Source organism: Mycobacterium sp. E2497, assembly GCF_001668695.1.
Classification (GTDB): Bacteria; Actinomycetota; Actinomycetes; order Mycobacteriales; family Mycobacteriaceae; genus Mycobacterium.
The window spans coordinates 70,985-84,464 of the sequence record NZ_LZKD01000039.1 but is presented as its reverse complement, the minus strand read 5'-3'; the positions used below and the strand labels follow the sequence as shown (position 1 = coordinate 84,464).

Here is a 13,480-nt window from a genome sequence, read left to right as displayed (position 1 = left end):
CGAGCTGCGTCAGCGGGGCATCGCGAGCGGAATCAAACGCGCTGCGGGGCAAAGGATTGGACAGCCTGGACGAGCTCGCCAGCCGCCTCCCAGTTCAGCAGGTGTCCGGCGTCGGGCACCGAGACCAGCCGCGCATCGGGAATGCCCTCAACGAGCCGGCGCGAATGGCTGAGCGGTGTCGTGCGATCGGCGGTGCCGACCATCACCACCGTCGGTGTCGTGATCTCGCCCAGCCGCGGATACCGGTCCTCACGCGAGAACGCCCGTACGATCGGCAGTAGCGGCCCGTGCTCCTGCATGTGCTTGTTGAAGAATTCGACGAACACCGCGATCATGGCCGGCGACGGGCGCGCTCCGCATTGCGCGGCACCGAACAGCGTCGCGACAGTCTCATTACGCATCAACCGCTGCATGATGCCGAGTTGCAGCAGGGGGATCTGCAACCGGTTCTGCGGCGCCTCGTCCAGGATGCGACCCGCCCAGGTGGCGAACAAGATGAGACCGCGCAGCCGCGCCGCCAAGCCGACGTAATCGAGCATCGCGCGGATGGTGACGAACCCGCCCATCGAATGACCAACGAGGACCGCGTCGCGAAGATCGAAATGCTCTGCGACGGCGGCCAAATCGGCCGCCATGGGCTGCGATCCGACTCCATCGGAACCGAGGCTCGAGCGCCCGTGGCCACGCTGGTCGAAGGCGATGACCCGAAACCCGCGGGCCTGCAGTTCATCCCACACGAGGTTCCACTCCAGGACGTTGGCGCTGTAGCCGTGGACCAAGAGCACGGGCGGGCCCTCGCCGGCCACCAATGCATGCAGCTCGGTACCGTCGGGGCGAGGGATCGTGACGCGCTCCCCGGTGGGTTCGACGACCAGCCGTTCACGGGGGAAGGGGTCGGGGTTTCGCCCGATGCGAGTGGTGATTTCCCGCGCGGCGGCCCAGCCCACCACGCCGGTGGTCCCGAGCGCGACCCCCGCCGCCAGCCCAGTTCTCACGCGCAGATCCTTCCACCGGGCAGCGTCGCCCGCCGTCGTCGACACCGAGTGCTTCGCATAAAGGTATGCCACATTGGTTCGGCATCCGCACCCACCGTCGTCGGTGTTGTCGCTGCTGGCTTGCCTCAGCTTCGTCGATGCCTGCGTTCTGCGGTGAAATGCGGCTTTCTTTCAGACATTGGTTGCAACTTTGAATAACGCCCGGAATTGGGGGCACGTCGGTATCGTAATTCCGCAACCCTGACGCGCCGCTGGGAACGGGGGTGAATGTGGAGAGCCTGGTTCAGACACTGGCCGCGTCCATGGATCCAGTGTCTTTGATGGGTCGCGTCGCGGAGCAGGCTTGCGCGTTCATGCAGAAAGCCGATGGAGCGGCCGTCACCCTGCTTCGCGCCTCCGACAACGCCTACGTGACCGTTTCCGGACACGGCGTGCTTGCGAGTACGCCGGGTTTCGTAGTGCCCAAACAGAACAGCTTTCAGGGTCTCGCGGCGCGTGAGAAACACCCCAAGTTGATAGCCGATGCGCTTGTAGACCGACGACTGTCACCACGCGTTCGTGCGATGAACAAACAATGGGGTACTCGGTCTTGGGCCGCGATTCCCCTGATGTACAACGACGAAGCCATCGGTTCACTGCTGCTGGCCGCGACGACCCCCGGTGCGTTCACTGACGCTGATGTCGACGCGATGCTCGACATCAGTGAGTTCGTTTCCGCCGTGATCGGCGCCCAATCACAACTCTCAACGCTGCTGACCCACGTGATGACCGACAGCGAGGATCGCGGGCAGCGCGCCCTCACGGCGCGATTCATCGCTTCGGTGATGTTGCCCGAAGCAGTGGAGACCGAGGAGTTGCGACACCGCCTGGACGAACTGCTGGCACAGCCGAGCGCTCTCAGCGCGGTCTTCCAACCCATCATCGATCTGGCACGCGGGACGACGACGGCCTACGAAGGGTTGATACGTTTTCCCGCATCGTCGGAGTTCACCCCAACACAATGGTTCAGCGCTGCCCGGCGCCTGGGCCGAGGTCTCGAATTAGAACACGCCGCTATGCACACCATCCTGAGTGCTGCCCGCCGCATCCCCAGTGATTGCCCAGTCGCCGTCAATCTGAGCCCGAGCGCCGTGCTGGAACCGGCGATTCAAGACATGCTGGCGGCCCAGGACCGGGCGTTGATCGTGGAAATCACCGAGCATGAACCGTTTCCCGATGACCTTGGCCCGGGTCTGAAACCTCTGCGCGATCGCGGCATACAGATGGCAGTCGACGATGCCGGCGCCGGATACGCCAGTTTCACCCAACTGCTGCGGCTGCGTCCGGACATCATCAAGATCGACGGGGAGTTGATCGCCGGCATCGACGACGATCCCGTCAAACGTGCGTTGGTGACCGCACTGAACGCGCTGGCATCGGAGCTGCACGCCAAGCTAGTGGCCGAGGCTGTGGAGACAGCCAGCCAGCTCGAGACACTGACTCGTCTCGGTATCGAATACGGCCAAGGCCTTTACCTGGGGCCACCTCAACCAGGGGCTCAGCCATACCAAGTCAAAGTGCGTTAGCCGGAGCACGTGCCGCCGCATCTTCAGTGCGACGCCCAGCGCAAGGCCGACTGTTCTCGACCGTTTCACTCCCCGTGTCCGACCTATGTCCAGAGACGAGGCGATCAGTCTAGATAGGAGATGCAATGCCAGCACACAGGTCGCTCGCGAGGTTCAACCGTCGTGCCACTAACCGAGTTGTTGGCCAGCTGGCGCCGTGGCTGCCGGGATTCGGGGTCGTGGTGCACACCGGGCGCAATTCCAAACGCGAATACCGTACACCCGTAAATGTTTTCAGGGTGCCTGACGGCTATGTGATAGCCCTGCCCTTTGGGCCAGAGGCTGATTGGGTGCGCAACGTCATCGCCGCAGGAGGATGCGAACTTCGTGTGCGGGGCGGCCGGATAAAGCTCGCATCACCCGAACTTTTCCACGATGAACAGCGGCGACACGCGCACCCCGTAGTCCGAGGGATCCTTCGGTTCGCCAATGTCACCGACTTTCTCCGGCTACGCTTCACTAGCCCTCCGACACCCGCAGCGACCTAGTCGCGGACACCACGAGTAATCCACTTTTACGGGCGGATCCGATCGAACGTGTGAGACGAAGGCCGCGCGTGGCGCGTGCGTGGGCAGGCCTTCAGTAGGGTAGATCCGTAAGTCTGAACAATGCGCGTGTCCTCGTCATCGGCGGCACCTCCGGCATCGGCTTAGGCGTAGCGTCCGCTGCGGGGGACCGCGCCGCCATACCCATTGTGGTTTCACGGCATGAGTCCAGCGTCGCTCGCGCGCTGGCCCAATTGCCCGAAAACGCCCGCGGCGCAACGGTCGACCTCACTGACCATGCGGCGATCGAGCAGCTGGCCGCTGACATCGGCGACATCGACCACCTCGTCTACACCGCCGGCGACTCGGTCACGCTGGCGCCGGTCGCCGATCTCACGCCGGAGATGATCACCGCTTTCTTTCAGAGTGGCCACCGATTGCTGCGGCGCTGATCGTGGACAGCTCGAGCCAAGCGCACCTAGCCCGGCCAGCGTCGCGATAGCTTGTCGGACGCCCACGCCGGCCACGTCGGTGCGCCAATGACCGTGCCCGCGGTCAGTTGGGCGACAATTCGGGGCCCGTCGAGGCGTGAATTGTCGTAGATCGTTGCGGTGTCGGCGATCTCGATCGCATTGGCCACCAGTTGCCATAATCGGCGGTGCCGTTCACGGATCTTGCCCTCGGGGACGTCGTGACCGCCGTGGAGGACGCGCCGCCGGACGCGTTCGACGGCGAGGCCCTCGGGAATCAGCATCACGTGCAGAGCGATGACGTAGCCCGCATCGTGGGCGGAGCGGATAAGGTCCAGCTTCGACGGATGGGAGAAGACGGTCTCGGCGATGAACGACACGCCAGCCTCGATCAGCTTGGCGCGGGTATCCGCAGCGATCCGCGCTGCATCGTAGGCGTGCGCAGCTGGATCATCGGGCCAACGCTGCTTGGCGATCTCATCGGCATTGACGAGAACGCTGCGTGGCAGCAACGGCGCCAACGTGAACGCGATGAACGTCGACTTACCAGCGCCGTTCGGGCCGACGACGAGGTCGAGCCGCCTCACCGGCGCCTTGCGAAGTCATGGCTCATCCGTCGACGTCGACCACCGAGGTGGTTCCGTCGGGCCGGTACTCGACTATCTCGCCGTCGTCGTTGAGCGCGACCGTCGTGATGCCGCGCGCTGACAGCAAGTCACCGTAATGGGCGGTGGCTAGCGACTCCTCGATAGCGGCCGAGATCTCCGCGTTGAAGACGATGCCCTCATCCTCGGACAGGTGGTTCGTGTCGAGATCACCGGCTAGGGCGGCCTCGACACGGCGACGCGAGGCCGTTTGATGGCTCGACACTGCCCGGCCCACCCGAGCCCAATGATCGAGTTGCTGCTTGGCCGACCGGCTCTGGCGAGCACCCTCAGCAGCCGCGCTGTCCACAAGGTCGGCGGCAACCCTGGTGACGCGGTCGGCGACGTTGGTCATGTCCGCACCTCCTGTAGCAGGATGCTACGCCTTGTAGCATAATGCTACAAGGCGTAGGCTACTCGCTGCGGCCTCGCGTGCAATACGGCCCGAGGTACTGGTAACCCCTCCATATTCGATTCGTGGATATTCCTCGAAACGCGTCTCGGGCAGGGGAGCGGCGCGGCGAAACGGAAGGCTTCATTACGGTCGGCTATTGCCGCGGTTACGGCCGCGGGCGCGGCGGCCGTAACTGGACTGTGTGTCGCGCGGCGCTGAGCTGAAATTGGCGACCAGCGCGGCATCTACGGCAATTGCCCGCCCGCGGTCTGACTTAATGCCAGCGCAGCGGCAAACTCGACAGCCGGACCGCATCCTCGAGGATAACTGGCGGCACGGACTCAGCATCCAACCCGAACGCGGGGATAGTGCGTAACCATTCGCTGACCAACACAGTCAACGCTGTTTTCGCCAGACTGACGGCCACACAGCGGTGCGGACCCCCGCCGAACGCCCAGTAGTCCGCCCGCGACCCGTGGCCGTTCGCCATGTCTTCTTGGATGGCCGCCCCTACGCACAGCCCGACCCAGGCCCCTGCCGGTATCTCGACACCCGCCACGGTGACGTTCTGAGCGGCCCTGCGGATAATCACCGGGGCCGGCGGCTCGCGGCGCAGCACGCCTTCGACGAATCCCTCAATCCCTGAGGGGTTTTCGCGCAGCGAAGCGTATAGCCGCGGGTCGCGGGCAAGGTCAAGAAACACGAAACCCACGGCGCTCCTAAACGGCGTAATGCCCGCAGCGATCAGCATCTCAACTACCGCGCACGCGTCAGCTTCGTCGAACCCATCGTCACCGGCAACCAACCGGGACATAACACCCGCAATATCAGGGCTGGCGCGGCGCTGCGCGAAAGCCTCCGTCAAATAGCCGAGCATCTCAACTTTTTGCACCCAATCCTGGAAACCGACGCCTGTGACCGCGGCCAGAGGCGCCCGCTGGATCGCCCAAAGCGCTTTCTCCCAGCGCAGCAACCTATCCCCGTCTTGCGGCGGCAACCCCAACACTGTGAGGAGAACCTGAGCCGCGAATGGCTCCGCAACATCGGCGATCACCTCACAACTACCCTGCGCGGCCACCGCTTCGACCACCGCCGCGGCCCGATCTTGCAACGCGGGTTGCATCTGTTTCACCGCGTGGGAACTCAATAACGGCTGCAAGATTGCGCGCCAACGCGCATGGTCCGGCCGATCCAAAACGGCGTTAAGCGAAAACACTTCCGGGTTACGCAGCGCTGCGAGCACGTCATCGGCCCGTGTGAGGCAATAGCCATTCATAAACACGCTGTCCTCGATAAACACGACCGGTCCGCGCTTGCGCAGCGCGTCCCAAAGCTCGCTGCGATCGTCTGTGAAGAAATCAGGCAGCAATTTCTTACCGATCGGTGAGAGGTGATCTATCCCAGGCCGCACCTGCGCCGGCACACTCACACATCGCCGAAGTACTCCCAATTCTGGTCGAACTCGTCCAACAGGTACAGCCGCTCCCGCGCACGCCCCTCCCCACCGTAAGGCAACCCCTCGCGCGCACGCTCACTCCCGGACAGCACAACCGACTCACCAGCCTTCAACGCACACTCGAACTCGCACATCCGGCCTTCACTGCGCCACCAGTCCCACGACGCCCGCTTGGTGTCGATCAGCCTTTGCCGCACACCGCTCGTAGTCGACAGCCGGCGCGGCGTCAGGCGCCCCTCCCGCGCCAGCGGATATTCGCCGCACGGCGACCCTGATTTATGCCACTCATCATACCGACGCCTCGGGAACACCGGTCTTGATCCGCGCCAACGTCTCCTCGGCGACCAGCGTTCCATCACTGTCGGGTGCGAACGTGTAGCGCCATGTGAGGCAGACAGCGTTCTTGGGTGCGATCGGAAGTCCCATCGGCTGTGAGCGCACCGAGAAGGCGAATACCCGTAGGGCTCACACTGGGTGATCATGCACGACGTCCAGTAGATGGGTCCTTTTTCGTTGTGCTTGACCCGACCGCGGAACTTCGCACCGGGGTGAGGACCTGTTGCACCCTCGAGCCATTCGGCCCGGATGGTTTCTGGGCTGAATCGTCCGATCTGCCTGACGTCGCTGACTAGCTTCCACATATCTGGGGCTGGCGCGCTTAGTCGGATCGTCGCTGACCCCCCAACCCCAAGCCGCATAGCGACTTGATCTGTCCCGGTCAGTTGTATCGGAACAAAACCCGGGGTAGTTCAGCGGCCATCTCGGCTAGTTCAGGGGAGGCACGGTGATGCTCGTTTGGATTCGCCGCGCTAATACCTGTCAGGGGCCTTTGTGCAGCGCTTTTACGGCGGTGTCGAGGTCTCGGAGCGCTTGCTGGACAAGCGTGGTCATGGAGTTCCGATTTCCGGGTTGCAGCCAACTTTGGAAGGCATCGGCGAGGGCGAGTGCGCCGAAGTTGGCGGCCAGGTTCGCAACAGGCGGTTTTACCCCGCGCGCGACCAGCGCGTCAGCTATCGCCGTTGTCAGGGCGGCGGCTTTGAGCAGGTCTCGCTCTTTGAGTTCGGGATTGGCGTCGATGACGGCTTGACGTTTGGCCACAAGTTCGCGGCGGTCGTCTGTGAAGCCGGCAGCGAACGCGGTCAGTGCGGCCCCGATCGCTTCCATAGGGCCGGCTTCGTCGGGCGCACCGGCGATGGCGTCGGCGAACATGCCTTGGTAGGCATCCTGGCCGCGGAATAGAATCTCGCGTTTGTCGACGAAGTGACGAAAGAACGTCCGTTTGGTCAATCCCGCGCGCTCAGCGATCTCGACGACCGTGACATCTTCATATCCACGCTCGGCGAACAATTCCACCGCCGCGGCTCCCAATCGCTGGGCCGCGTTGGGTTCCCACCGACTCATATCCGCATTCTAAAGCGCGAAGACGTAGTGATGACACCAAGTGCCGTACTGATGTAGTGTGATGACACCTGGTGCCGTGCCGCCGGCGCCCGAATACCACCCCTGCGCAGACAGGAACCGGAATGAAAGATCTTCGCGCAGCCTACGGCCAGTACGCACTCGTGACCGGGGCGTCCTCAGGCATCGGAGAGCAATTCGCACGCCACCTGAGTGCGGCGGGCGTCAACGTCATCTTGGTGGCGCGCCGCAAAGACCGTCTGGACGCCTTAGCCACCGAGCTCTCCCGAGCACATGGCACCGACAGTGTCGTGCTCGCCCTTGATTTACTTGCCGAGGGTGCAGTGGACGAATTGGCCCATCGGGTCACTGATCTCGACATCGGGTTAGTGGTGGCCAATGCCGGCATCTCTTCTGCAGGGCCACTGGTCAACAGTTCGCTTGCCTACGAACTCGACGTCCTCACCCTTGATGCGGTGGTGCCACTGCAGATGGCCTACGTTTTCGGCAATGCCTTCGTCCGGCGGGGTCGCGGAGCCATCGTATTGGTGGCGTCCAGCCTCGACGCCAGCGCCGTGCCCTACGTGGCCAACTACGCCGCGGCCAAGGCGTACATCTCCTCACTCGGCCAGGCGTTGCACTACGAACTGAAAAAAGACGGCGTCGACGTCCTGGTCCTCTCGCCCGGGATGACGAAGACCGAAATCACCGAAAAATCCTTTGGCCTTGACCCCCAGAAGATCAGCGGCCCAAGAATGACGGCGTCGCAGGTTGCCGAGGTGGCGTTGAACAGCCTGGGCGCGCGGGCGCGCGTCATCCCAGGCGTCACCAACAGCACTGCGGATCTTCTGGTCAAACACCTGATTCCGCGATCCCTGTCGGCCAAGATGTTCGGCTGGCTGCTCGGCCGCGCTCTCACCGAGACCGCGCCGCATGGGCCATGAGGCGGAATGGCCTCTACTGCAGAGTATTTCGAGAGGAGTAATCCCTTGCACATTCCCGGCATGCCAGTCGATATCCCTGACGAAATGCTCTCGGCAGTGCTCCGGCCCGAATTCGACACTCTGGCACCGATCGAAGTCTTCCCCCGGGTAGCGAGTTATTTGGATCGCCCGTACGCCACTCGCATCGGATTTCGGCAACTCACCATGGATCTGCACATCCCGCACCACCCTGCAGCCACACCGGTTCCCGTGATCGTGTACGCACATCCGGGAGGCTTTTTCACCGGCATCAAGCAAATGGGCCCATGGCGATTTCTGCTCGAGGCTGGACTGGCGGTGGCGTCGGTCCAGTACCGGCTGAGCGGCGAGGCCGTCTTTCCTGCCGCGATCCAAGATGTCGCTACGGCCGTGCGCTGGGTACGGACCAACGCGGATCGCTACAGCTTGGATTCTGAGCGCATCGTGGGCTTCGGTTCCAGCGCAGGCGCCTACCTCATCAGCGCCGTTGCGCTTGCCGGAGACAACAGCGACCTGGTGAGCAGCAACGAACCCTACTCGGAAGTGTCCTGCGGTCTGACCGCTGTCGTGGAGCACTACGGACCCACCGATTTCCTCAAACACGATGAGGACGCACACCCCGACGCCATCGAACGAATGCACGGTCCCGACAGCACGCTGGCGCGCTTCTTCGGATTCGTGCCATCCAGCCAACCGCAGGTGGTTGAGCGGGGAAACCTGTGCCGCCTGGCACATCCCGGCGCGCCACCTTTCCTGATCGCCCACGGGGACAGGGATCGTCGCGTCGGCATCGAGCAGAGCCGGCGCCTGCATCGCGCACTCACAGCCGTGGGGGTCCGGGCGGACTTGGTGGAGATCGTCGGCGGCGACCACGGGTCTGCTCACTTCAACGCGGCTCCGCTGCATTACAGAACGTTGGCATTCCTCGAATCTGTTCTGGCAATGCCCCTATCCCGTTGACACACGACACCACTAATCGGAGAACTCACATGCCCACGATGAAGCGAATTCAGTACCACCGCTACGGTGGACCGGACGTCATGCGGCTCGAAGGCTTCGAGCCCAGGAAACTCGGCGCCGACGATGTTCTCGTCCGGGTGCGCGCGGCCGCTGCTAACCCGATGGACTTCGGTATCCGAAACGGCGCGATGAAGATGGTGACCGGACGAACCTTCCCACGTGGGATGGGCTACGACTTCGCCGGCATCGTCGAAGCTGTCGGTGACGACGTGACTCGGCTTCGTGTGGGTGACGAAGTGCTCGGGGGTCCGCCGATCAAGTGGTCAGGCGCGTTCGCCGACGTGGTCGTCGCCGAAGAAAAAGGTGTCGTCACGAAGCCCGCCGCCTTGACATTCGAGGCGGCGGCCGCCATTCCCACTGTCGGTCTGACCGCCTACCAAGCCCTGTTCAACGAAGGGAAGCTGCAGCATGGTGAGTCGGTGTTCGTGCACGGAAGCCTTGGGGGAGTGGGCCGCTCGGCGGTACAACTCGCGTTGGCACACGGGGCGGCCGTGGCGGGAAGCTGCCGGGCCGGCTCGGCGGACGAGGCACGCGAGCTCGGTATCGATCCGATCGTCGACTTCGACTTCGATCCCACCGCCCTCACACGCCGATTCGATGTCGTCCTGGACGCCGCCGGCACGTTACCAGTCAGATATGCCCGAAAGATGTTGACACCCAACGGCCGTATCATCAGCGTCAAGCCGAGTCCAGCGAACATGCTCAGGAGCGCCCTGCCTGGCCCATTCCACGTCGTGATCGCCAAGGCAGTCACAACCGATATCGAGGCGGTCGCGAGAGCCGCCGGCGAAGGGGTGCTGCGGCTACCCATCGCCAAAACGGTGCCACTATCGCAAGCAATCTCAGCCCTTACGCAACTCGAACAAAACGGATTCGCCAAGCGGGGCAAGCTCATCATTGTGCCTGGCTGAGCCAGCCAGCCAGCAACACCAGGCGCCCCACATCCGACGTCTGCGACCTAACAGCGACAGCATGGATGACCATGAGGAGGTGGGCCTGGTCCAGTCGTTGTTCGACTCTGTTGCCCGGTGTTCGGGCAAGGAAGAATCGACAACGACATGGCATCGAGCAAGCGGCGGCGGCATACGGCGGATCAGATCATCCGCAAGCCCACCGAGGGCAACAAGCTCCTGGCGTCGGGTCAGGAACTGCCCGAGGTGTGCCGGCACCCGGAGATCGCTGAGTCGACGTGGTATCGCTGATGCAATATGCAGGGGTTCTGCTGGTAACCCGCCGTATTCGTTTCCGCCGTATTGCTCCGGTAGGAATCGCGCATCTCCCGCTGGGGGGTAGGGGTGCGTCCCGTGTCCGCACGGCGTATTACTGCCCGGCGAGCAGTGACCTCAGTGCCGAGGACGCCGAGCGGGGGAGAGGACGCCTCGGCAGTCATTTCGGCGTCGAGTTCGGCACCGTGTATCGGCCGCCGTCCTGCGAAATCGGCTAGGACGGGGCGGTTCTCGTGCACCCCGACGGATTGGTCGTCCGGCGCAGCCGGAGCGGATCCTCGGACGGCGCCCTCACTAAGCCGTCGAACAGATCCTGGGGTGCCGCTCAGCCGGGTTGAGTGCCGGAGTCGACCCGCCGTTAGGGCGGCCGTCGTGATCGGCTGAGAGGATGTTGAGTGTGACGGATTACTGCGCAGACTGCGATTTCACCTATGAGCTCGATCAGGCTCTGAGTGCGCGTGAGAGCATTCGACAGCTTGCCGGCCAGGTCGCCGCAATCCTGCAAAGCGATGCGATCGACCTACGGCGCCGCCCTGATCCCGCAACATGGTCACCGCTGGAATACGGCTGCCATATACGCGATGTGCTTCTCGTCCAGCGCGAACGAGCCCTCGCCGGTCGCCGCACCGACGGCGCAGAGTGTCCACCGATGGGCCGCGAAGAACGCGTTGAGCACGACGGCTACAACGAGCAAGACCCCGACGACGTCGCGCGCCAGCTCCTCGATGCAGCCGCATTGTTCACCAACGTTCTAGCAAGAGTGACAGCTGAGGACTGGGACCGCACCGTCGTCTACAACTATCCCGAGACCCACACACGCTCACTCAGGTGGCTCGCAGTCCACACTGTCCACGATGTGCAACACCACCTCTGTGACATGCGCCGCCAAATTGTGAACCGTCTCGGGGCTTGATGCCGGCTTCATGGTTGAGGCGTCGCCGGCTTGGGACACGCGGGTTTGATTGTACTGGGCACTCTCGATGTTTTAGTTCGACGATGGCTGTGATCGGCAGCGAAGCCGAGGCCGGCGCACTCGCTTGATCCTGGCCATCGTCGCGATCGGCATCGTCGATGGTCGGTGACGTGTCCTTGCGATGCACGGGGATTGCCACCCGAACCCGGTGTGGATTAGACGTTTTTGGTGTCTCTTTGACGGAATGGGTAGAGACGGATTCCGGGCTTTTCCAAGTGTGGGAAGGCACGGTAGAAGTCGAGCGCATCGTCTTCACTGAGCGCGTCGATGCGTTCGCCTCCGGCTAACCGCAGCGCTTCGGTCACCAGTGTGCGGCCGATCCCTTTGCCGCGGCGAGTTTCGTCGACGGCCAGAGTGGCGAGGTAGGCCTGTATCTCGCCGTCGCTGAACAGTTCGGCGAATCCGACCACGACTCCGTCGTCGAGGGCAACGACTGTGGTTACGCCGGGAGCTGTCAAGACTCGCGCGGCGCGCGCTGGATCTGCGGTAAATGATGTCCAGCCCTGGGCCGCGCAGAGCCGAAGAACGCCGTCCAGGTGTGTTCGCGAGAAACGCGCATAATCCACGCACCCATGAAACCACACATCAAACCCGCAACAGCGCCGTGAAGCGATGGGCATTCCTCGAGCGGGAGATGCGAGATCTCAAGGAGGCCAACGAGATTCTGAAGGCGGCCTCGATTTTCTTCGCGCGGGAGGATCGTGGTGCGATGTCGGCGGCCCCGCACCACGCCGGACAGGCCTTCATCGCGCGGCGTCCTCGGTTGGGACGTCTTCAACCAGCCCAACACGCGCGTCCCCGACTCACCGAATGGATAGCCCTCCTGACCATGCGCATCGAAACACTCCGATAAGCTGCGCAGCCATGTGGTTCCCATCAATGGCAATCAGGTGGGTCCCATCCTCATGGCAAACCCAGCCCTGAAGTGGCCTCATTCACCTGGCAGCCGACACCGGCGGCGTGGTGACGCAGCACTCTTCGCGCGGGTAAGGCGCTGATACGACATACGGGCACAGTCGATCTGCGAGTACGGCGGGATAACAGGAACGACATTCACGCTGACCTTGCCGGCTGCCGTTGATTGACAGCGGCGTTGAGAGCAACTCGCCCCCGGGGCTCTCGCATACAAGGACTTTCGGCCCCACAGACTCGTGCCATTGGGCTCCATCAGCGATTTTTGCTGAAGTTTAGTGTCATCCACATACATTGGCGATGCCGCAGGCTCGCCCGGTAATAGGTGGGAGGAGTCGGAATGTCTATTAAGCGACTCGCGACGCAGGTCGCCGGAGGCACGGGGATGGCCGGCGCGATGGCGGCATTCACTGTGGTACCCGCCCATGCCGCGGACACATGGGTCGCGATTTACTACTCACGGGCGAGCACCGTCGGTAACACCGCCTACGGTTACGCCAACAACGTCCCGACGAAGGAAGCTGCCATGGCAGCCGCAAACGACATGTGCGTCCGGAACGGCGGCACCGAATGCAAAATGGCGGCGGTGAGCAAGAACGGCTGTGCCGCACTCGCCGTCTTGTGGTCTACTAACGGTCGTTGGCACGGCGGGACCGGCGCGACGATCGAGGAGGCCGAGCAGGACGCCCTTGCGCAGAACAACGGCGGCAGCATTTTTATAGAGAAGTGCTCGACGTAACTGCTGGGCGCCGATCCCCACTAGCCCGAATACCGTTCACTTGAGGAGCGCAGTTTCTGTGTTGAAGAGTGTCGGAAGCGGCCTCGGAGACAACCAGTTCGCGGCACACCGCCGCGGTGTCCTTGCCCTCGGCCAAGAGCCGATGGCCGCCATCAGCTTGCGCACAACCTGCTCCGGGCTATGCCGCTTCCTCGTCGCCATG

Annotated in this window: 16 protein-coding genes and 3 pseudogenes; 9 read left to right on the top strand and 10 right to left on the bottom strand. The window is 63.2% G+C overall.

The window, feature by feature from the left end:
- Nucleotides 1-32 precede the first annotated feature (32 nt).
- A complete protein-coding gene (locus A5713_RS03370; RefSeq protein ID WP_068092704.1) occupies nucleotides 33-995 on the bottom strand; it encodes an alpha/beta fold hydrolase in 963 nt (320 codons plus the stop codon).
- 263 nt (nucleotides 996-1,258) lie between these two features.
- Here A5713_RS03370 and A5713_RS03365 point away from each other — a divergent pair, with 263 nt between their 5' ends.
- The 3 genes from A5713_RS03365 to A5713_RS03360 all read left to right on the top strand — a co-directional run bounded on the left by A5713_RS03365 (nucleotide 1,259) and on the right by A5713_RS03360 (nucleotide 3,536).
- On the top strand, nucleotides 1,259-2,560 hold the full coding sequence (locus A5713_RS03365; RefSeq protein WP_082972755.1) for an EAL domain-containing protein: 1,302 nt from the start codon (nucleotides 1,259-1,261) through the stop codon (nucleotides 2,558-2,560).
- Nucleotides 2,561-2,685: 125 nt separating this feature from the next.
- Nucleotides 2,686-3,087, top strand: coding sequence for a nitroreductase family deazaflavin-dependent oxidoreductase (locus A5713_RS27250; protein WP_082972754.1), 402 nt, complete (start codon nucleotides 2,686-2,688; stop codon nucleotides 3,085-3,087).
- 113 nt (nucleotides 3,088-3,200) lie between these two features.
- On the top strand, nucleotides 3,201-3,536 hold the full coding sequence (locus tag A5713_RS03360; RefSeq protein ID WP_082972753.1) for an SDR family NAD(P)-dependent oxidoreductase: 336 nt from the start codon (nucleotides 3,201-3,203) through the stop codon (nucleotides 3,534-3,536).
- Between the two features lie 26 nt (nucleotides 3,537-3,562).
- Here A5713_RS03360 and A5713_RS03355 read toward each other — a convergent pair whose 3' ends face one another.
- From A5713_RS03355 to A5713_RS03335, 7 genes and pseudogenes are all read right to left on the bottom strand, one after another.
- The gene (locus A5713_RS03355; protein WP_067916926.1) at nucleotides 3,563-4,141 is read right to left on the bottom strand and encodes a zeta toxin family protein; all 579 of its coding nucleotides are present in this window, start codon (nucleotides 4,139-4,141) and stop codon (nucleotides 3,563-3,565) included.
- Nucleotides 4,142-4,163: 22 nt separating this feature from the next.
- Nucleotides 4,164-4,553 carry a hypothetical protein gene (locus A5713_RS03350; RefSeq protein ID WP_067916924.1) on the bottom strand — a complete coding sequence of 130 codons (390 nt, stop codon included), beginning with the start codon at nucleotides 4,551-4,553 and terminating at the stop codon, nucleotides 4,164-4,166.
- A 313-nt stretch (nucleotides 4,554-4,866) separates the two neighbouring features.
- A complete protein-coding gene (locus A5713_RS03345) occupies nucleotides 4,867-6,015 on the bottom strand; it encodes a cytochrome P450 (protein WP_082972752.1) in 1,149 nt (382 codons plus the stop codon).
- Nucleotides 6,016-6,017: 2 nt separating this feature from the next.
- A complete protein-coding gene (locus tag A5713_RS03340; protein ID WP_068092461.1) occupies nucleotides 6,018-6,245 on the bottom strand; it encodes a hypothetical protein in 228 nt (75 codons plus the stop codon).
- A 91-nt stretch (nucleotides 6,246-6,336) separates the two neighbouring features.
- Entirely contained in the window at nucleotides 6,337-6,474 is a 138-nt protein-coding gene (locus A5713_RS28635; protein ID WP_197509434.1) for a hypothetical protein, read from the bottom strand.
- 164 nt (nucleotides 6,475-6,638) lie between these two features.
- A pseudogene (locus A5713_RS29590) lies at nucleotides 6,639-6,689 on the bottom strand (hypothetical protein); the annotation flags it as partial.
- Between the two features lie 178 nt (nucleotides 6,690-6,867).
- Nucleotides 6,868-7,401, bottom strand: coding sequence for a TetR/AcrR family transcriptional regulator (locus tag A5713_RS03335; RefSeq protein WP_231980233.1), 534 nt, complete (start codon nucleotides 7,399-7,401; stop codon nucleotides 6,868-6,870).
- A 170-nt stretch (nucleotides 7,402-7,571) separates the two neighbouring features.
- Between A5713_RS03335 and A5713_RS03330 the strand changes: the two genes are divergently transcribed.
- The 5 genes and pseudogenes from A5713_RS03330 to A5713_RS03310 all read left to right on the top strand — a co-directional run bounded on the left by A5713_RS03330 (nucleotide 7,572) and on the right by A5713_RS03310 (nucleotide 11,567).
- On the top strand, nucleotides 7,572-8,390 hold the full coding sequence (locus A5713_RS03330; protein WP_068092456.1) for an SDR family oxidoreductase: 819 nt from the start codon (nucleotides 7,572-7,574) through the stop codon (nucleotides 8,388-8,390).
- 60 nt (nucleotides 8,391-8,450) lie between these two features.
- A complete protein-coding gene (locus A5713_RS03325) occupies nucleotides 8,451-9,368 on the top strand; it encodes an alpha/beta hydrolase (RefSeq protein WP_197516283.1) in 918 nt (305 codons plus the stop codon).
- A 29-nt stretch (nucleotides 9,369-9,397) separates the two neighbouring features.
- Nucleotides 9,398-10,339: an NADP-dependent oxidoreductase gene (locus A5713_RS03320; protein WP_068092449.1), complete on the top strand. Its 942-nt coding sequence runs from the start codon at nucleotides 9,398-9,400 to the stop codon at nucleotides 10,337-10,339.
- A 147-nt stretch (nucleotides 10,340-10,486) separates the two neighbouring features.
- Nucleotides 10,487-10,627: pseudogene (locus A5713_RS28090) on the top strand (IS3 family transposase); the annotation flags it as partial.
- 418 nt (nucleotides 10,628-11,045) lie between these two features.
- Entirely contained in the window at nucleotides 11,046-11,567 is a 522-nt protein-coding gene (locus A5713_RS03310) for a DinB family protein (RefSeq protein WP_067927802.1), read from the top strand.
- Between the two features lie 215 nt (nucleotides 11,568-11,782).
- On the opposite strand, the gene A5713_RS27245 is transcribed toward A5713_RS03310, so the two are convergent.
- On the bottom strand, nucleotides 11,783-12,193 hold the full coding sequence (locus A5713_RS27245; protein ID WP_197509436.1) for a GNAT family N-acetyltransferase: 411 nt from the start codon (nucleotides 12,191-12,193) through the stop codon (nucleotides 11,783-11,785).
- Between the two features lie 686 nt (nucleotides 12,194-12,879).
- On the opposite strand from A5713_RS27245, the gene A5713_RS03295 reads away from it, so the two are divergent.
- Nucleotides 12,880-13,278 carry a DUF4189 domain-containing protein gene (locus tag A5713_RS03295; protein ID WP_067927665.1) on the top strand — a complete coding sequence of 133 codons (399 nt, stop codon included), beginning with the start codon at nucleotides 12,880-12,882 and terminating at the stop codon, nucleotides 13,276-13,278.
- A 76-nt stretch (nucleotides 13,279-13,354) separates the two neighbouring features.
- Here the strand turns inward: A5713_RS03295 and A5713_RS28085 are convergent.
- Nucleotides 13,355-13,479: pseudogene (locus tag A5713_RS28085) on the bottom strand (IS3 family transposase); the annotation flags it as partial.
- Nucleotide 13,480 lies beyond the last annotated feature (1 nt).